We start from the raw sequence: 19,730 nt of genomic DNA, 5'->3' as shown, positions 1-19,730 counted from the left end.
CGCGGAGTCTACCGCTTGACTTCTGTCACGGTGAACACCTTCTTCTCCTGCCGCCGGCCACCGGTGACGTCCACCTCGCCGATGTCGAACATGCGGGACAGGAAGTCGGCGACCCACTGGATGAGCTCGACGTCGCGGAGGTTGGGCTGCCCGGCGCCGCGGCCGGCCTTGGGGAAGGACACCTGGATGGCCTTCGCCGCCGCCCGGTAGGTCGCGCCGGGGAACAGGCGCTTGAGGCGAACCTGGCGGGAGTCGGGAAGTTCCACCGGGCCGATCTTGATGCGGGTGCCCTGGACGATGATCTCGGAGATCCCGGCGCGGCGTGCCTGGTGGCGGAGGCGGGCCACCGACAGCAGTCGGGAGACCTCCTCGGGGACGGGGCCGTAGCGGTCCTCCATCTCCTCGACGGCCAGGCGCAGGTCCTGCTCCGTGGCGGAGGCGGCGAGCTTGCGGTAGACCTCGAGGCGCAGCCGCTCGGAGTTGATGTAGGACTCGGGGATGTGGGCGTCGACGGGCAGGTCGATGCGGATCTCCTTGGGGCCCTGGTCGGTGGCGTCGAGGACCTGGCCGGAGGCGAGTGCCTTGTAGGCGTCGACGGCCTCGCCGACGAGCCGGACGTAGAGGTCGAAGCCGACGCCGGCGATGTGGCCGGACTGCTGCGCGCCGAGGACGTTGCCGGCGCCGCGCATCTCGAGGTCCTTCATGGCGACGGCCATGCCCGCGCCGAGGTCGTTGTGCTGGGCGATGGTGGCGAGGCGGTCGTAGGACGTCTCGGTGAGGGTGGCGCCCTTGGGGTAGAGGAAGTAGGCGTAGCCGCGTTCCCGCGACCTGCCGACGCGCCCGCGCAGCTGGTGGAGCTGGGAGAGGCCCATGTGGTGGGCGTTCTCGACGATCAGGGTGTTGGCGTTGGCGATGTCGAGGCCGGTCTCGACGATGGTGGTGCAGACGAGCACGTCGTACTCGCGGTCCCAGAAGCCCTGGACGGTCTTCTCCAGCAGTTCCTCGGACATCTGGCCGTGGGCGACGACGATGCGGGCCTCGGGGACGAGGTCGCGCAGTTCGCGGGCCTTCTTCTCGATGTCGGCGACCTTGTTGTGGATGAAGAACACCTGGCCGTCGCGGAGCAGCTCCCGGCGGATGGCCGCGGCGATCTGCTTCTCCTCCTGCGCGCCGACGTAGGTGAGCACCGGGTGGCGGTCCTCCGGCGGGGTGAGGATGGTGGTCATCTCGCGGATGCCGGCCATCGACATCTCCAGGGTGCGCGGGATCGGGGTGGCGGACATGGTGAGCACGTCGACGTTGTGGCGCAGCGCCTTGATGTGCTCCTTGTGTTCGACACCGAAACGCTGCTCCTCGTCCACGATGATGAGGCCGAGGTTCTTCCAGTGCACGCCGGTGGCCAGCAGGCGGTGGGTGCCGATGACGATGTCGACGGTCCCGTCCGCCAGTCCCGCGGTGATCTCCTTCGCGTCGGCGTTGGTGGTGAAGCGGGAGAGGCCGCGGATGGTGACGGGGAAGCCGGCCATGCGTTCCTCGAAGGTGGCCAGGTGCTGCTGGGCGAGGAGGGTGGTCGGCACGAGGACGGCGACCTGTTTGCCGTCCTGCACGGCCTTGAAGGCGGCGCGCACGGCGACCTCGGTCTTGCCGTAGCCGACGTCGCCGACGATGACGCGGTCCATGGGGACGTTCGACTCCATGTCGTTCTTCACGGCGTCGATGGCGAGCATCTGGTCCTCGGTCTCGACGAAGGGGAAGTTGTCCTCCATCTCCTTCTGCCAGGGGGTGTCCGGGGCGAACTGGTGGCCGGGGGCGGCCTGGCGTTTCGCGTAGAGCTCGACGAGCTCGCCGGCGATCTCGCGGACGGCGGCGCGGGCCTTCTTCTTGGTGTTCTTCCAGTCGGAGCCGCCCATCTTCGACAGGGTGGGTGACTCGCCGCCGGTGTACTTGCTCAGCAGGTCGAGGGAGTCCATGGGGACCCACAGCTGGTCGGCGGGCTGGCCGCGCTTGGAGGCGGCGTACTCGAGGACGATGTACTCGCGTCTCGACGTCTCGTCCCCGGCGTGGATCGTCCGTTCCGCCATCTTGAGGAACCGTCCGATGCCGTGTGTCTCGTGGACGACGTGGTCGCCGGTCTTCAGCGCCAGGGGGTCAACACGGTGGCGACGCCGCGCGGGGCGGCGCTTGGCGCCGGCGATGTCGCCGACGCGGTTGCCGGTGAGGTCGGTCTCGGTGATGACGACGAGGGGCAGGGCGGCGGCGTCCCGGTGCTTGCGCACCTTGTCGAAGACCAGGCCCGCGTGACTCAGCGCCTGGTAGAGGGTGACCTCACCCGGGGAGGGCTCCCAGCCGGGGGTGGCCACGCGGGCGGGGACCCCGGCCTCCGCGAAGCGGTCGACCATGCGCCGGATCGCGCCGGGGGCGGGCGCGATGAACGCGGCGCGTCCGCCGGCGGTGGTGTGGGCGACGAGCAGGGACATCATGGCGGCGATCTCGGTGGTGTCACCACGCGGGGTGGGGCCGGCCTCGAAGTCGAGGGGCAGGGTGTCGGCGTCGTCGGCCTCGAACATGCCCGGCGGGGCGAAGGTCCACCACGGCTGGCCGGCCTGGAGGGCCCCGGCCTCCAGCGACTCGTAGGAGCGGTAGGAGGAGGACTCCAGGTCCAGGCCTGCGGCGGCGACGGGGCCGGACGCTCCCATGGCGGCGGCCTCCCAGCCGGCGGCAAGGAACTCGGCGTCGGTGGCGGCCAGGTCGGCGATGCGGGTGCGGATCTTCTCCGGGCCGACGAGCAGGACGTGGGTGTTGTCCGGCATGAGTTCCGGCAGGGTGACCATCGGCGTGTCGACGAGCGCCGGGATCAGCGCCTCCATCCCGTCGGCCGGGATGCGGTCGGAGATCTTCGTCAGCAGCTCCACGAGGGTGGCGTTGCCGGGGTGCTCGCGGGCCAGGTCGGCGGCGCGGGCGGCGACGGCGTCGGTGATGGGCAGTTCGCGCGCCGGGTACACCTCGACGTGGGTGACCTCCACCTCGGGGATGGTGCGCTGGTCGGCGACGGCGAAGTGGCGGATGTCGGTGACCTCGTCGCCCCAGAACTCGACGCGGACGGGCTGATCGGCGGTCGTCGGGAAGATGTCGAGGATGCCGCCGCGGGTGGCGAACTCACCGCGGCGCGCCACCATGTCCACGTGGCTGTAGGCGCGGAAGACGAGCTCCTCCACGAGGCCCGTGAAGTCGTGCTCCGCGCCCACCCGCAGGCGGATCGGGGCGCGGCCCTCCACCTCGGCGAGCAGTGGCTGGCAGAAGCCGCGGGCGGCGGTGACGACGACGGACAGGTGGTCGTCGGCAAGCAGGTCGAGGACGCGGGCCCGCTGGCCGATGGTGTCGACGCCCGGGGACAGCCGTTCGTGCGGCAGCGTCTCCCAGGACGGGAACCAGGCAACACGGTCGCCGAGCATGGCGCGCAGCTCGGCGGTGAGGTCCTCCGCCTCGCGGCCGGTGGCGGTGACGACGAGCACGGGCGCGTGGTGCGCGAGCGTGCCGATCGCCCACGGCCGGACCTGGTCGATGCCGGTCAGGTGCAGGCGGCGGGCGCCGACGTTGGCGACCAGTCCCTTGAGCTTCGGGTCGGTGGCGGCGACCTTGAGCAGGCCGGCGAGCATGGCAGGCGTCACTTCTTCTCCCCCAGCTGGGCGGTGACCTCATCGGACAGGGTGGGGTGCGGCTTCATGCCGGCCAGGCCGTTCCAGCACAGGTTGACGATGTGCGCGGCCACGACCTCCTTGGCCGGTTCCCGCTCGTCGAGCCACCACTGGGCGGTCATGGAGACCATGCCCACCAGCGCCTGCCCGTAGAGGATCGCGACGTCCGGGTCGAGCCCCTGCTTCTCGAAGGAGCGGCCCAGGATGTGCGACACCTGCCCAACGGCGGTGTTGAGCAGCGTCGCATAGGACTGGTCCTGGCCGGGCACGAGGTCACGGACGAGGATGAGGAACCCGTCGGTCTCCTCCTCCACGTAGGTGAGCAGGGCGATGACGGCCTGCTCGATGCGCACACGGGAACGGCCGTGGGACAGGGCCTCGGTGATGATCTGCTCCAGGCGGATCATCTCCCGGTCCACGACCACGGCGTAGAGCCCCTCCTTGCCGCCGAAATGCTCGTAGACCACCGGTTTGGACACCGCGGCCCGCGCCGCGATCTCCTCCACGCTCGCGCCCTCGAAACCGCGTTCCGCGAACACCTCGCGGCCGATCGAAATGAGCTGCTCCCGGCGTTCCTTGCCCGTCATCCGCTGTCGAACCATGCCCACCAGCCTATCCCGATGCGGCGTTTAGTCCCCAGCCACGGTTCAGGTACGCTGATCTACGTCTTTCCCCGTGGTGTAATTGGCAACACTCTGGTTTTTGGTACCAGCTTTCTAGGTTCGAGTCCTAGCGGGGAAGCTTCTTCTTTCCACCGCTTTCCGGTGCTTTCCGACGCCGCCGGGCACCCTTCACGCCAGGCTGGCGGCGAGTTCCGCGTGCGCACCACAGAAGGAACTGTTCCACGTCATGGTCCGGTCCGTTCTCATCCTTCCGGGCTTTCCGCAGGATCCAGAGCTAAGAGCTGTGCTCCGGCGAAACCAACCACAGAGGTTGCTCCCCGGTGGTAATCACTCCCTCACTGCCGACAGTCGATGTTCACCTCCAACTGGCACAGCGGGCATAATCGATACATGTCTTCTTTTGCTGACGCGATCGCGCAACTTCGAAACAACCAGCCGCCGGCAAAGTACGGCCTCGCCTTCGAGAAGCTCATGGTCAACTACTTCCGCCATGACCCGACGCTCAGCCAAGAGTACGACCAGGTGTGCCGCTGGGTGGACTGGGAGTTTAACGGCGGCCAGATAGATACCGGCATCGACCTGGTAGCCAGGAGACGTGAGGACAAGACCTGGACCGCGATCCAGTGCAAGTTTTACCTGCCCACCACGAGAATCCAGAAGCCGCACCTGGATTCCTTCTTCGAAGCTTCCGGGCGTACCTTTCAGACAGACAAGGGCACCGAGGCATTCGCCAACCGCCTGGTGATTTCCACTACCGACCACTGGGGTTCCACCGCGGAGGCGATGCTGGAGAACCAGCTGATCCCCACGAACCGGATCGGTATGTATTCGATTTCGAAGTCCCCCATCAACTGGGACTTGACATTCCCGAATTCAGAGATCGAAATCAATCTCTCCCTGCGTGAGGTGTACAAGCCTCTCCCGCATCAGCAAACTGCCATCGAGAAGGTGCTTGAGGGCTTCAGCACCCATGACCGTGGCAAGCTCATCATGGCCTGCGGCACCGGCAAGACCTTCACGGCTCTGCGCCTTGCCGAGCGCGTCGCGAAGAACAACGGTGGCCGCGCTCGCGTCCTCTTCCTCGTCCCCTCCATCGCGCTACTGTCCCAGACGCTCAAGGAGTGGACTGCCCAGACAGAGGTGGATCTGCGCCCCTACGCCGTCTGTTCCGACACGAAGGTTAACAAGCGCGCTGAGGACATCGCCTCTTATGACCTGGAAATCCCCGTCTCCACGGACGGTACGGCAATCGCCCGCCGTTTCGAGCGGGGCCGTCGGCGTGCTGGTCTGGACGTCGTGTTCTCCACGTACCAGTCCCTCCCCGCGATCCACGAGGCACAGCAGGAGGGCCTGGCCGACTTCGACCTGGTCATCTGCGACGAGGCCCACCGCACCACCGGCGTGACCCTGGCCGGCGAGGACGCCTCCAACTTCGTCCGCATCCACGACAACAACTACATCAAGGCCACCAAGCGCCTGTACATGACCGCCACCCCACGGCTTTTCGACGACGCCGTCAAGGGCAAAGCCGCCGAACACTCCGCCGAACTGGCGTCCATGGACGACGAGGCCGTCTACGGCCCGGAGTTCCACCGCCTCGGCTTCGGTGAGGCCGTGGAGAAGGGCCTGCTCACCGACTACAAGGTCCTCGTCATGACCGTTGATGAGGATGTCGCAGCGGAGGCCATGGCACGTGGCCCAGGACAGTCCGTCAACCTGTCTCTGGCCTCGGCCATGATCGGTGCATGGAACGGTCTGGCCAAACGCTCCGGCAAGGAACAGGGCACGAAATCCGGCTTCGACCATGGAGCGGAGCCCATGCGCCGGACAGTCGCGTTTGCCAAGGACATCAATACCTCCAAGCAGATCGCAGAATCCTTCCCCGCGCTCATTTCCCAGCACCAGGAGACCCTCAGGGACCACGCGGTACTCAATGACGTTGACCTGTCTAATGCCGATCTCGATATCCAGGCTGATCATGTCGACGGCAGCATGAATGCCCAGACCAGGGACCGAAAGATCTCCTGGTTGGAATCGACCATGCCGGATAATGAAACCAGGCTGCTCACCAACGCGCGGTGCCTGTCCGAGGGCGTCGACGTCCCCGCCCTCGACTCCGTGGTCTTCTTCAACCCGCGCAACTCCATGGTCGACGTGGTCCAGTCTGTCGGCCGTGTCATGCGCAAGTCCGAGGGCAAGGACTACGGCTACATCATCCTGCCTGTGGCCGTCCCGCCCGGCGCCTCCCCCTCTGAAGCGCTCAACGACAACGTGCGTTTCAAGGTCGTGTGGCAAATCCTCAACGCCCTGCGTGCCCACGACGACCGCTTCAACGCCCAGGTCAACTCCATCTCCCTCAACGAAGGCGAGCCTGCAGCACTACCCATCGAAGTCGACTCGGTCTCCGATCCCCGCAAGGAGCTCGCTGCGCATGAAGGCGACCGTACAACCGAAGCTTACGATCAAGACCTCACTGCCGAGACCCTTGCACTGTTCTCCCTGGAGCAGTGGCAGGAGGCGCTGTACACGAAGCTCGTGGACAAGGTCGGGGACCGCAAATACTGGAACCTGTGGGCCGACGACGTCGCCGGCATCGCCGAGGCCCAGATCATCCGCATCACCTCGCTCATCAACGCCGCCGACGGCACTGTCCGGGCGGAGTTCGACCGCTTCGTCGAAGGACTACGCGGCAACCTCAACGACTCAATCACCGAGGCCGAAGCGATCAGCATGCTCTCCCAGCACCTGATCACCGCCCCCGTCTTCGACGCCCTGTTCGCCGACAGTGACTTCATCTCCCACAACCCCGTCGCCCAGGTGATGAACCGCATGGTGCAAGCCCTCTCGGACTCCCAGCTCGAATCCGAGACCGAATCGCTGACCAAATTCTACGAGTCCGTGCGCACCCGCGCCGCCGAGGTCACCAGCGCCTCCGGCAAACAGACCGTGATCAAGGAACTCTACGAACGCTTCTTCCAAAAGGCCTTCAAGAAGCAATCCGAGGCACTGGGCATCGTCTACACCCCCATCGAGATCGTCGACTTCATCCTCCGGGCCGCCGACGACGTCTCCCGCAAGCACTTCGACCGTGGCCTCACCGACGAAGGGGTGCACATCCTCGACCCCTTCACCGGCACCGGCACCTTCATGGTCCGGCTCCTGCAGTCGGGTCTGATCAAGCCGGAGGATCTGGCGCGTAAATACGCCACCGAGCTGCACGCCACCGAGATCATGCTGCTCGCCTACTACGTCGCCGCCGTCAACATCGAGACCACCTACCAGGCACTGCAGGAGGAAGCCGCCCAACGCGACGGTGCCGACTCCCCCACCTATGAGCCTTTCGAGGGCATCGCACTGGCGGATACCTTCCAGGTGCATGAGGAAGACGACCAACTCGACCTCGACTACTTCGTAGACAACAACTCCCGCATCGAGCGACAGAAGAAAGCCCCCGTACGGGTCATCATCGGCAACCCGCCCTACTCCGTGGGCCAGACTTCAGCCAATGACCTCAACGCCAACCTGAAATACCCCACTCTCGACGCGCGTATTTCGGAGACTTACGCCGCGAAGTCCACAGCCACGAACAAAAACTCGCTCTACGACTCCTACCTGCGTGCCTACCGCTGGGCCACCGACCGCATCGGAAACCAGGGCGTTGTCGCGTTCGTCTCCAATGGCGGCTGGATCGACGGCAACACCGGCGACGGCGTACGCCTGTCCATGACCGAAGACTTCACCGACCTCTACGTGTTCAACCTGCGTGGAAATGCACGGACAGCGGGAGACGTCCGTCGCAAGGAAGCCGGCAACGTCTTCCGCGATGGCGGTCGTACAACCATCGCGATCACGGTTGGAGTCATCGACCCGGATAAGACCGGCTGCACCATCCACTACCACGACATCGGCGACTACCTCACCGCCGAAGAAAAGCTCAACATCGTCGATCGCTCAACCGTGGACAATATCGACTGGCAGAACATCACCCCCAACCGTTACGGAGATTGGGTGTCACAGCGTTCGGAAGATTTTGAAACATGGCCGGTGCTGGGAGAGAAGAAGTCAAACGGAGCTACACCGCGGATCTTCAGAGTATTCTCCGCCGGATTGCAAACAAATCGCGACCCGTGGGTGTACCAGTCCTCTCCCACGCGCCTTGCTCACCAAGTCCGACTGTTGAGCGATAGTTACAACGCCGCAACAGCTGCCTTTGCCACGCACGCGCATGACTACACCACAGGATCCGGTGAAGCACGAGTCAACGCCTTCCTCAAAGACTTCCCCGAACACAACAACACCACCAGAATCAAATGGAGCAGAAGCCTCCGTACATCCGCAGCCCAAAACCGGACCGCTTCTTACACCGAACAGAAGGTATTCACCGGACTCTATCGGCCATTCAACAAGCAATTTGGCTATTTCGACCAAATCCTCAATCACGAGCGCTCACAAATGCCGTCGATGTTCCCGACCCCGGAACACACCAACATTGGGTTCGTCGTCATGGCTCCCCGGGACGCAGCGACCTTTGCGTTGCTCGCAACAAACATGATGCCTGATCTCTCCTTTTTTACCTACACAGGCCAGTTCTTCCCGCGCTTCACCTGGGAGGCCGTCGAAGCCCCCGAGGGTGAGTTGGATCTGGGAGGGACGGGCACCAGGCAGTCGGAGCCCAGCCGTTACGGCGATGTCGGCGAAATCGTTGACGGGTACCGACGTGTGGACAACATCACCGACGAGATCAAGAAGCTGTACCGGGATGCCCTCGGCGAGGATGTGACCGGAGATGACATCTTCCACTACGTCTACGGCCAGCTACACGATCCGCAGTACCGCGAGATGTATGAAGCAGATCTGAAGAAGATGCTGCCGCATATTGAAACCCCCACTGATCGGGCACGTTTCGATCAGGTCCGTGCGGGCGGCGAGCAGCTCATGGATCTGCACGTCCGCTACGAGGACGTTGAGCCGTGGCCGGTGACCGTTGAGGTGAAGCCGTCTGCTGATCCCGCGGACCGGGAGACCTGGCGGGTTACCGCCTTGAAGTGGGCGAAGTACCGTGACCCGGAGACAAAGAAGCTGGTCAATGACGTCACGCGGATGATCTACAACCCGAAAGTCACGATCTCCGATATTCCGGCCGAAGCGGATGAGTACATGCTCGGGTCACGGTCTGCGCTGGCGTGGATCATCGACCGCTACAAGGTAAAGAAGGACAAGGCCTCTGGCATCGTCAACGACCCCAACGACTGGGCTGATGAAGTGGGTAATCCGCGGTACATCGCTGATCTGATTGCTAAAGTGACCCGAGTCGCAATGGAAACAGTCCGCATCGTCGCGAGCCTGGAGGACACGGCTGAATGACCTCCCACATCTCAGCGACCGAGTTCGATGGTGTCCTCGACTTACCCCCCAACGCCGCGATCAACCATGCCCTCGGCGCTAACCACGATCTGGACACCGGCCTCGATGAGCTTATTGACAACGCCATCGATGCCGGCGCCACGAACATTGCCATTGTCCTGCACGTGGATGGGCACCGCCTGCAGCAGATCTCCATCCATGACGATGGACGTGGCATGTCCCAGGAGAAGATCACGGAGGTGCTACGTCTCGGCGGGCACTCCGCCCAGTCCGAAACCAATATCGGTCGCTACGGCATGGGTTTGAAGGAAGGGTCGTTCGCCAATTCAGAGCAGCCAACTATCCTCTCTCGTCGGCGTGGTGACTATCCCCACGGTTATCAACTGTCGAAGGACAGCTTCACCGCCGGGGTGCTCAACGAACGAGCCGTCACAAAGGCGTGGAATCTTCGCCACGGGCTGGTGACGTTATCCCATGGCACAACCATCTTGTGGGATGGCCTGACAAACGTCTACCTCGGAGATGACTCGCAGGCAGGTCAGCGCTTCGTCAGCCAGCAGCTGGAGAAACTACGCAAACACATCGGCATCCGTTACCACCGCTTTGTTGAATCCGAGCGATTGAACGTGAGTCTGCGCATCAGTTGGGACGGGGAAGCTCCGACACCTACGCCGGCGATCCGCGCGATCAATCCTTTCGGTTACAACAAGTCGGGGCAGCGGGGCTACCCGCGGTTGCTCACTCAGGGTGGCAACCCCGATGCCCCGGGCATCACGGCCCACATCTGGACCAACAGGTCAAACAACGACGCTTTCCACCTCGAGGCCAAGGACGAGCTCGGGCACCAGGGCTTCTACATCTACGACGCGGACCGATTGATCACTCAAGGCGACTGGAGTGGTGTTCAAGAGCCGCGCAAGGAGCTAAAGCTGCTGCGTATCGATGTGTCCGACCCCAGAATCATCGACCGGTACATCACCATCAGTCCTCAGAAGGGGTCAGTGCGGTTCTCCGAGGATTTCCACCGCTTCTTAGGTTCGCTTAAGTCGCCGGATGACCCGTCTATCACCCTCGAAACGGTCTTTGCGGCCGCGGCCGCGACGCTCAAGGAATCTAACCGTAAATCGGCTCTTCACGATTTGGAGTGCGTAGCTGACCACGGGGTGGGGTTCGGGGTGGCACAACATGTAGAGGTCCTGGCCGGTACAAGATGAGAGTTGCGAAGCTTCCATCTGACCGAACCAGGACCCTACTGTGCAGCCTAGTGGCAACCTCGTCGCCGACACCATCTGCCGCACGGCAGAAATCGGCCTGACCATCACCGGAGCCGCTGACGCCGGCAACATCACCATCATCGACGCCACCCCGGTGGCCGTGGCCACCACCTGTCCCGAGTGCGGACACCCCGGGACGAAACGTGATCACGTGGTCCGGACTCTGGTCGACCTGCCGGTGGTGGGGTTCCCCACCCGCCTGCATGTGCGCGTCCCCAGATTCCTGTGCACGATGGCGTCCTGTCCCCGCAAGATCTTCCAGGCTTCACTGGCCTGCGCGGATGACCGATCCAAGCTCACCCACCGCGTCACCCGCTGGGTCCTCCAGCGACTAGCGATTGACCGGATGAGCGTGGCTGCGACCGCCACAGCGCTGGGCGTCGGGTGGGAGCTGGTCAACCAGGTCGCACTGGATGCCTGCCGCCAGCTCGTCTACGACGATGCTTCCCACCTCGATGGAGTCCGGATCCTCGGTGTGGACGAACATGTCTGGAAGCACACCCGAAAGCCAGGCCAGCCGTCCAACCTGGTGACGATCCTGGTCGACCTCACGGACCTGACCCCTGTTTGGTAGACACCCGACAACCCGGCTTTCTGCCGGGGAAGAAAGGTAACCTGCCACCATGCCGATCAAGACCTACACCGAGGAGTTCCGCCGCGACGCGGTCGCCCTCTACGAGAACTCACCCGGGGTATCGATCAACGCCCTCGCCACAGAACTCGGCGTCAACCGCAACACGCTCCAGATCTGGGTCCGCAAATACGGCACCGGCGCCCGCACCAGCAGCTCGGATTCTTCCTCCAGCTCTGACACACCGACCGTGGTGACCGAAGCGGAACGCATCCGCCAGCTGGAACGAGAAGTTCGCAGACTCCGGGAGGAACGCGACATTCTGCGCAAGGCCGCGAAATATTTTGCGGAAGAGACGAACTGGTGATCCGCTTCCAGTTCGTTGACGACGCCCGGAACGACCATTCGGTTAAGCGGTTATGCGAGGTCCTCCAGCTCAATCGGTCCTCGTACTACAAATGGAAAAACACCTCCGCCACCAGGAAGAAACGTCTGCTCAGCGACGCGATCCTCGGCGCAAGGGTCAAGGCCGTGTTCACCAAGGAACGCGGATGCTACGGGGCGAAACGCATCACTGCGGAACTCAACGACGATTCGACCGCAACCCCGGTCAACCACAAGAAAGTCGCCCGCATCATGCGCTCGTTGAAGCTGTTCGGGTATTCGAAGAAACGCAAGATCACCACCCCGGTGTCCGAGGGAAAGAAGTCGGTTTTTCCGGATCTCGTGGGAAGGAAATTCACCGCTGAGCATCCCAATCGGGTCTACGTCGGCGACATCACCTACCTGCCGATCGCGGACGGGTCGAATATGTACCTGGCCACCGTCATCGACTGTTTCTCCCGTCGGCTGGTCGGCTTCGCGATCGCCGATCACATGCGCACCTCCCTGGTCCAGGACGCGCTGGTGATGGCGAAGGGACAGCGTGGAAGTCTAAAGGATGCTGTTTTTCACTCGGATCACGGAAGTGTCTATACCTCGCATGCGTTCCAGGACACGTGCGGGGAGTTAGGGATCCGGCAGTCGATGGGCGCGATTGGTGCCAGTGCTGACAATGCCTTGGCGGAGTCATTTAACGCCGCGTTGAAGCGCGAGGTCCTCCAGGACGCGAAGACGTTTACCAATCAGTTGCAGTGCCGGCGAGATGTTTTCCGCTGGTGTACCCGCTACAACACCACGCGTCGACATTCCTGGTGTAAATATCTCGCGCCAGCAGTGTTTGAGGAGCGGTGTCCTGTTATGCTGAGATCTGCTTCCTGATCACATCCCCTGTGTCTACTTTCCGGGGGTCGGGCCCCACCCCGCTGGTCGACGGACGTGGGCCGGCCCGACTACTGGATATCCGCCCAGGCCGCAGCGCAGACGTGCTGCGCACGTGGCTGCAGGAACGCGACCCTGGCTTCCGGGAGCAGGTGCAGGTCGTGACCATGGACGGGTTCACCGGCTACGCCAGCGCTGTCGACCAGGTCCTCCCGGGCGCCACCAAGGTCATGGATCCCTTTCACGTGGTCCATCTGGCAGCTGACAAGCTCACCGGATGCCGGCAACGGCTCCAACGAGAGACCACCGGACGCCGGGGCCGCAAGGACGATCCGCTGTACAAGCACCGTCGCACGCTACTGACCAGGACGGACTACCTCACCGAGCGGCAGAAACAGCGACTGGACATGCTGTGGGCCACCGATGACGACTACGTGGCCCTGGAGGTGACGTGGATGTTCTATCAGGACGTGATCCAGGCGTACGGGCATCCGAAGAAGTCGGAGGGCAAGAAGTTGATGGACCGGATCATCAACACCCTGCGCAAAGGCTTGCCGAAAGGTCTGGAGGAGCTGGCTCAACTCGGGAGAACCCTGTGGCGTCGGCGGGAAGATGTCCTGGCGTACTTCGATATCGGGGCGTCCAACGGTCCGGTCGAGGCGATCAACGGACGGCTTGAGCATCTACGCGGGATTGCTCTGGGGTTCAGGAATCTCAACCACTACATCTTGCGGTCACTGATCCACTCCGGCCAGATACACAACCGGATCAACGCACTCTAAATCGTGAAGAGCCCGTAAATCTTCGAAGCCATACCCATTGGCGGAAGCTGGAAGAGGGCTGGACCCCACCATCCGAGCAGTGGTCGAATACGAGGCTGTCCTCAAACCGGTTGAACCAATCGATGTTCTATGGGGTAAGACTCGCAATGACGACTTCGTGTCAGTTCTCCGCGAGGACAATCGCATAGTGATCAACGATCGGTATCGCGCCCTGTTCAACAACGGCGCTACTGGCCTCAACGATGCGCCAGTGCTAAAAGCGCTGCTCTACCTATTGTTCAACGAAATCGCAAGCAGCGGTCGACGAACCGGCCGGGCGGAGGCCACCACCGAGTTGTGGATCTCCATTCTCAACGCCGCGGCCCATCAGCAGGAACAGAGAAGTAAGAAATAGAACGACTATTCGGGTGAAACCACCCAATGTCGTCCAGCCGCCCTACACTGCCCAATGAACGCCTGTTCGCCACTACCACCAGGGAGAATCATGACCACTCGCATCCAGGAGATCCGTGCAGAGATCCTCAACCTCTACGACCCGAGCAATCTGCGCCTGAAGCATGGGATTCTCGCGACCCTGGAGTTCAACGGCGATCTTGATGTCTCCCCGGAAGAGCTCGACAGCTTCATCATTGACACCTCCGATGAAGAGATCCAGCCCCTCATCAGCTTCATCGTCGCCGCCTGGGATGCTGACGCCAAGAACGTCACTCCTCAGCCTGAATCGGCACCAAAGACACCCGAACGCATGGCCTGGGTGCTCGATCGGCTGGGCATCTCTCATCTGGCGGAGGCCATTGAGAAGCGGCTTCCCAACCCCGAGCCGATGGTCATCGTCGAAGAGGATTTCCGCGATTGGTACACCCCCGAGCGAGAAAAGGCACACTCCTCTTACTGGGATGACTACGCAAAGATGCTCAGCCGAAATGGCTGGGATGCCGTCTCCGTGGACACTGTGAGCGAGCAGGCCCGCCAAGTGATGCGCCGGATCGAGGATCCCACCGCTGAGCACTACTCTTCCACCCGCGGTCTGGTGGTCGGCTACGTCCAGAGCGGTAAGACCGCGAACTTCACCGCGGTCGCCGCCAAGGCCATCGACGCGGGCTACCGGTTGATCATCATTCTGGCAGGCACGCTCGACAATCTGCGCGAGCAGACGCAGCGCCGCCTGGATAAAGAGCTGTTCGGCAAGGAAGCCGTTCTGGACGGGCGCACCGTGGAACACATGGATGCCCGGGAGCTGCGGCAGGAGTCATACTTTGTCAACGATGAGGAGTGGGATCGCTCCGGGAATGAACCGGGCGGCGTCTTCATCTCTCACGGACCCAACGTGGGCGATATGTGGTTCCCCCGTATCCGGCGACTGACCACGTCGAGGCAGGACTATCAAGGATCAAAGTCTGGTGTGAATCCGATTGAATTCTTCGTTCCGCAGCCGGACAAGCCGACCTACCATCCCGATAACTTGGCCGCTATGCCCTGCATGGTCGCGGTGGTGAAGAAGCACTCTGGTGTGTTAAAGAAGTTGAACTCCAACCTGCAGCAGGTGGGCAACCGGGATTCCCGCTTCAAGGATCTGCCCGTGCTGATCATCGACGATGAGTCCGATCAGGCATCGATCAACACCAAGAACAACACGAAGGTCGATGCCAAGGAGGAAAAGGAGAGAACTGCCGTCAACGGCCAGATCACCCAACTCCTGCAGAACTGCCCCCGCGCACAGTATGTCGGTTACACCGCGACTCCTTTTGCCAATGTCTTCGTCGATCCTTCCGACCCGGAGGACCTCTACCCTCGCGACTACGTCCTCATGCTCAACGAGCCGCCGGCGTACCGGGGTGCCACCTGGTTCCATGACCGCGCCGACTTCGCCGACAACCCGGAGGAAGCGACCGTTGAGAATTCGCAGTCAAAGGCGTTCATCCGCGACCTTGAGGAGGCTGACCCGTTCGGTCCGGAAGAATTCGATGAGGTGAGGTCCACGGAACTCGCAGAGTGCCTGGACATGTTCGTGCTTACGGGAGCCATCAAGAAGTACCGCGAGCACCACAGTCCCGGTCTGGTGTTCAAGCACCACACCATGCTGGTTCACGAGGGTGTGGGCAATGATATCCATGCCGACGCCCGATTCAAGCTCGATGACCTGTGGCGCAAGCGCGGCTACAACCTCGGTCGCCCGATCCCGGAGATGCGTTCGCTCTTTGAGAAGGATCTGCTCCCCGTCATGCGGGTCGCCCGGTACAACGAGGGGTACAAGGTTCCCGAGACCTACGAGGAGCTCATGCCCTTTATTCTCGAGGCCTACGAAGAAATCATGTCGGATGTGATCGGCTCCCGCACCCCGATCCTCCAGGTGGACACCGTGGGCAACGACTCCCCCAACTTCGAGATTGGCCGGGTGTGGAAGGTCCTCGTGGGTGGCGCCAAGCTCTCCCGCGGTTACACCGTCGAGGGTCTGACGGTCAGCTACTTTCGTCGTAAAGCGGGAAGCGCGGACACCCTCATGCAGACCGGTCGTTGGTTCGGCTTCCGCAAGGGGTACCAGGACCTGGTGCGCCTCTACGCCCCTCCGTCACTGGTGGAGATGTTCGAGGCCGCCATGCACGACGAGGAGGTGTTCCGAGACAACGTCAAGGCGTACGCCCACACCGGGTCGGACAACAAGCCGCTCCTGACGCCGATGAAGCTGGCGCCGATGGTCCGCCAGTCGCTCCCCGACCTGAGCCCCACGGCCAAGAACAAGATGTTCAACGCATACATGGTCAGTTCCCCGTGTGCACCCCATCCCATGGAGTTCAACAGCCTCCCGGAACGGAATAACAAGGAAGCGCTCGCGGAGAATATGACCACCGTGGGCCTGCCCTTGTTGAGTCGACTGGATCACGAGCCCACCGAGCTGGCCTACTTCCGACTCGAAGGACAGCGGTCCGGCAGCGTCAAGCCCTCTGCGGGAACAACGACCGCCCACATCGGGACCATTCCGGCCCCGGAGTTTCTGGAACTCTTTGCGGCCATGCAGTGGTACGGCGATGACAAGGAAGGCAATTACCGCGCCGACATCGTCGCCCCGCGCATCAAGTACCTTCAGGGTCTCATCGGTACCGGACGACACCACAACCCGGAGCAGTCTGACTTTGCCGAGGTCGCTATCATCCTCCCTTCACCTCAGCGTGCCCGGGGAACCGACGCCTACAAGAACACGGTCACGCTGCCGGGGATAGATTTCCCTGTTCCGCTGGTCAAGCGCAGTCGTCGAGAAAATCGTCACGACATCACGGGTACCGACCGTAAGTACACCTACATCCTTGAGAACATCGCATCCGGGCGTCCCTGCACGGAACCGCGCGACGAGGACCTTCACGAGTTTTCCTCGATGCTCCATTACACACCCAACGACACCCCGGAGCCTTTCGACCTGGACTCCCCCATCGCGCGGGCCCGAGGCGCCGTCCTCGTGACCGTCTTCGACGACCGTGCGCCAGATGTCATTGCCGCGATGAACGCATCCGGCACCTATGTCCCTCCGGCCTTTGACAAGGGCGAGATCGGCTTGGCGCTGGCTTTCAATTCCCCTCATGCTCCTCTCGGTGCCGCGCCCGACTCCATCGAATGGGCAGTCCGATTCACCGCCCCGGATGGCACCACGCCGATCAGCGTGGAGACCACCGAGGAGTAACGCCCAAGGTCACGCCAGGCTGGCGGCGAGTTCCGCGTGGTAGCGGGCGGTCGTCTCGGGGTGGGCGCGCAGGCGGGACTTCAGGGTGTTGAGCCCGGAGATGTCGGAGATCTCCTGTCCGGCCATGTCGCGCCCCAGGCCGCGGGCCGCGGCGGCCAGCTCCGGCGGGAGCTCGATGCGCGGGAAGCGGGCGTCGAGGTTCGGGGTGAGGAAGAAGGGGATGGAGAAGCGCGCGGTGCCCGGCGGGGAGGGCAGGACGCGGTGCGGGGTGGAGACGAGGTAGCCGTCGGTGGCGGCCTCCAGCAGCTCCCCGATGTTGACAATGAACAGGTTCGGCAGCGCCTCCACGTCGATCCACTCGCCGTTGCGCTGCACCTGCAGGCCCCCGGAGCCCTCCTCGGGGAGGAGGAGGGTGAGCACGCCGGCGTCGTGGTGCGCGCCGACGCCCTGCCCGGCCTCCCCGTTGGCCGGCGCCGGGTAGTGGGCGAGCTTCATCATGGGGTGCGGGTGGTCGAAGATGTCGTCGAAGTAGTCGGGGGCCTGGCCGAGTGACTCAGCCCAGGCGCGCAGCAGGTCGAGGCCGACGGCGGAGAGCCGGTCCTGCCAGTCGGTGATGAGAGGCTTCATCCTCGGCAGTGCGCTCGGCCACGGGTTGGGCCCCTCGAGGACGCGCCACGGGTGGGTGTCGAGGCCCTCGTTCCAGGCCGGCCGGTCGGCGCCGTAGTCGATCTGCTCGCGCCAGTCGAGCTTGCCCTGGGTGAACTCCTCACCGAGGCGGGAGTAGCCGCGGTAGTGCGGGTTGTCGGTGAAGGCGATCTCCTCCTTCGCCTCCTGCGGCAGGGCGAAGAACTCCTTGGCCACGGTGAACATCTCGGCCTGCAGTTCCTCGGGGACACCGTGGTCGGCGAGGTAGAAGAAGCCGATCTCGTGGGTGACCTGGCGGAGGCGGGTGATCTCGGTGGCGCGTTCGGGGCCGGTGCCGGTGAGCCTGGCGAGGGAGATGACGGGCAGGGAGGTGCTCATGGGGGATCCTCGGGGAACTAGACTGCTTTGTCTGGAAAGAGTAGAACATGCCCGCCGACCGCCCGGAATAATATTCAGGATTAGAGTCGGTCCGGTGAGCCTCCCCTCCCGCGAAGAACACGCCGCCCGCCGTTTCATCTGGTCGAACGGCCTCCAGGGCGTCGGCGACCAGATCGTCGCCGCGAAGACGGTCCTCCCCTGGCTGCTGCAGGCCGCGGGCGCGCCGGGTTTCTTCATCGCGCTGCTCGTCCCGATCCGGGAGGCCGGCTCGATGCTCCCCCAGGCCGCGTTCACCCCGTGGGTGACCTCGCAGCGTTCGCGCAGACGGATCTGGGTCATCGGCTCCCTGGGGCAGGCCGTGGCCGCCGCGCTCATCGGCCTGGCGGCCCTGCTTCTCGACGCCCTCCCCCTCGCCCTCACCGTCACCCTCCTGCTGGCGGTCCTCGCCGTCTTCCGTTCCCTGTGCTCCATCGCGTCGAAGGACGTGCAGGGGCGGACCATCAGCAAGGGGCGGCGCGGGGTGATCACCGGGCGGTCGGCCGCGGTGGGCGGGGCCGCCTCGCTGGTGGTGGGCCTGTTCCTGGAGTGGCTGGGCACCCCGGTGCCCACCTGGGTGCTCGCCGGGCTCATCTTCGCCTCGGCGGCGGCGTGGGCGGTGGCGGCGCTCGTCTTCCACACCATCGACGAGCCCGTCCCGGAGGGGGAGCCGCAGGGGCTGCAGCGCGGCTGGTGGGCCGACACCTGGGGGCTGTTCACCGGGGACCGGGAGTTCCGCCGCTTCGTCGTCGTGCGTTCCCTGCTGCTGGTCTCGGCGTTGTCGACGGCGTTCATCGTCACGCTCAGCCAGGAGGTGGGCCAGGGGCTGACGGGCCTGGGTGCCTTCCTCATCGCCTCCGGTCTGGCGGCGGTGCTCGGTGGGCGGATCTCCGGCATCTGGTCGGACATCTCCTCCCGCAACGTCATGAGCTGGGCGGCGCTGGCCGCCTCCGTGGTCATCGGCGGACTGGTCGCGGCGGCCGCCTGGCTGCCCGGCGCGGTCAACGCCTGGCTCTTCCCCCTCGGTTTCTTCCTGGTCAACCTCGCGCACACCGCGATCCGCGTGGCGCGGAAGACGTACATCGTCGACATGGCCGAGGGGGACGAACGCACCCGCTACGTCGGCGCCGCCAACACCCTCATGGGGGTGATCCTGCTGTTCGTCGGTGCGCTCTCCGGTGCCGTCGCCCAGCTGGGTTCGGGCGCCGCGCTGCTCTTCCTCGCGGCGATCGGCCTCGTCGGCGTGGTGGCGGCCCGCCGCCTGCCGGACGTCTCGACGCGCCGCTGAGGCCGGGGACGGGGGCGTCGGGAAGCGGCGGTGTCGGGAGAGCGGGTGATCCCTCCCCGCCTGTTGTGCGCCCCACCGCCCTGTCTTGCCGATATGCTGAACCGGACTGAGCCCTGCGACCGCCCCAAGGAGATCGAAGTC

The 19,730-nt window shown here is 63.9% G+C and carries 9 protein-coding genes and 2 pseudogenes; 8 read left to right on the top strand and 3 right to left on the bottom strand.

What is annotated here, in order from left to right; translation table 11 throughout:
* Nucleotides 1-8 precede the first annotated feature (8 nt).
* Both mfd and B842_RS04350 read right to left on the bottom strand, forming a co-directional pair.
* Nucleotides 9-3,656 (bottom strand): transcription-repair coupling factor, encoded by a 3,648-nt coding sequence (mfd, locus tag B842_RS04355; protein WP_040085391.1) that lies wholly within the window; start codon nucleotides 3,654-3,656, stop codon nucleotides 9-11.
* A gap of 8 nt (nucleotides 3,657-3,664) precedes the next feature.
* Entirely contained in the window at nucleotides 3,665-4,297 is a 633-nt protein-coding gene (locus B842_RS04350; RefSeq protein ID WP_040087317.1) for a TetR/AcrR family transcriptional regulator, read from the bottom strand.
* Nucleotides 4,298-4,708: 411 nt separating this feature from the next.
* Between B842_RS04350 and B842_RS04340 the strand changes: the two genes are divergently transcribed.
* The 7 genes and pseudogenes from B842_RS04340 (at nucleotide 4,709) to B842_RS04310 (ending at nucleotide 17,242) form a co-directional block, all read left to right on the top strand.
* Complete coding sequence (locus tag B842_RS04340; protein ID WP_040085390.1) at nucleotides 4,709-9,682, top strand: DEAD/DEAH box helicase; 4,974 nt, start codon at nucleotides 4,709-4,711, stop codon at nucleotides 9,680-9,682.
* Nucleotides 9,679-10,896 carry an ATP-binding protein gene (locus B842_RS04335; RefSeq protein ID WP_052437734.1) on the top strand — a complete coding sequence of 406 codons (1,218 nt, stop codon included), beginning with the start codon at nucleotides 9,679-9,681 and terminating at the stop codon, nucleotides 10,894-10,896. The genes B842_RS04340 and B842_RS04335 overlap by 4 nt, the downstream gene beginning before the upstream one ends.
* Before the next feature lie 40 nt (nucleotides 10,897-10,936).
* A pseudogene (locus tag B842_RS04330) lies at nucleotides 10,937-11,509 on the top strand (transposase family protein); the annotation flags it as partial.
* Nucleotides 11,510-11,579: 70 nt separating this feature from the next.
* Nucleotides 11,580-12,787 (top strand): IS3 family transposase gene (locus tag B842_RS04320; RefSeq protein ID WP_373277311.1). Its coding sequence is split into 2 segments (ribosomal slippage): nucleotides 11,580-11,880 and nucleotides 11,880-12,787, totalling 1,209 coding nucleotides; the frame shifts between segments, so codons are not numbered across the junction.
* Nucleotides 12,788-12,837: 50 nt separating this feature from the next.
* Nucleotides 12,838-13,569, top strand: a pseudogene (locus tag B842_RS04315) (ISL3 family transposase); the annotation flags it as partial.
* Nucleotides 13,570-13,648: 79 nt separating this feature from the next.
* Complete coding sequence (locus B842_RS13635; protein WP_156119434.1) at nucleotides 13,649-13,963, top strand: hypothetical protein; 315 nt, start codon at nucleotides 13,649-13,651, stop codon at nucleotides 13,961-13,963.
* Nucleotides 13,964-14,053: 90 nt separating this feature from the next.
* Nucleotides 14,054-17,242, top strand: a complete 3,189-nt coding sequence (locus B842_RS04310) for a Z1 domain-containing protein (protein ID WP_040085388.1) — start codon at nucleotides 14,054-14,056, stop codon at nucleotides 17,240-17,242.
* A 9-nt stretch (nucleotides 17,243-17,251) separates the two neighbouring features.
* Here the strand turns inward: B842_RS04310 and B842_RS04305 are convergent, their stop codons facing one another.
* Nucleotides 17,252-18,265 (bottom strand): isopenicillin N synthase family dioxygenase, encoded by a 1,014-nt coding sequence (locus tag B842_RS04305; RefSeq protein ID WP_040085387.1) that lies wholly within the window; start codon nucleotides 18,263-18,265, stop codon nucleotides 17,252-17,254.
* A 94-nt stretch (nucleotides 18,266-18,359) separates the two neighbouring features.
* Between B842_RS04305 and B842_RS04300 the strand changes: the two genes are divergently transcribed.
* Nucleotides 18,360-19,589 carry an MFS transporter gene (locus B842_RS04300; protein ID WP_040085386.1) on the top strand — a complete coding sequence of 410 codons (1,230 nt, stop codon included), beginning with the start codon at nucleotides 18,360-18,362 and terminating at the stop codon, nucleotides 19,587-19,589.
* The last annotated feature ends 141 nt before the right edge of the window (nucleotides 19,590-19,730 follow it).

This window comes from Corynebacterium humireducens NBRC 106098 = DSM 45392 (assembly GCF_000819445.1).
GTDB classification, from domain to species: Bacteria; Actinomycetota; Actinomycetes; order Mycobacteriales; family Mycobacteriaceae; genus Corynebacterium; species Corynebacterium humireducens.
This window is presented reverse-complemented; position numbering and strand designations above follow the sequence as displayed.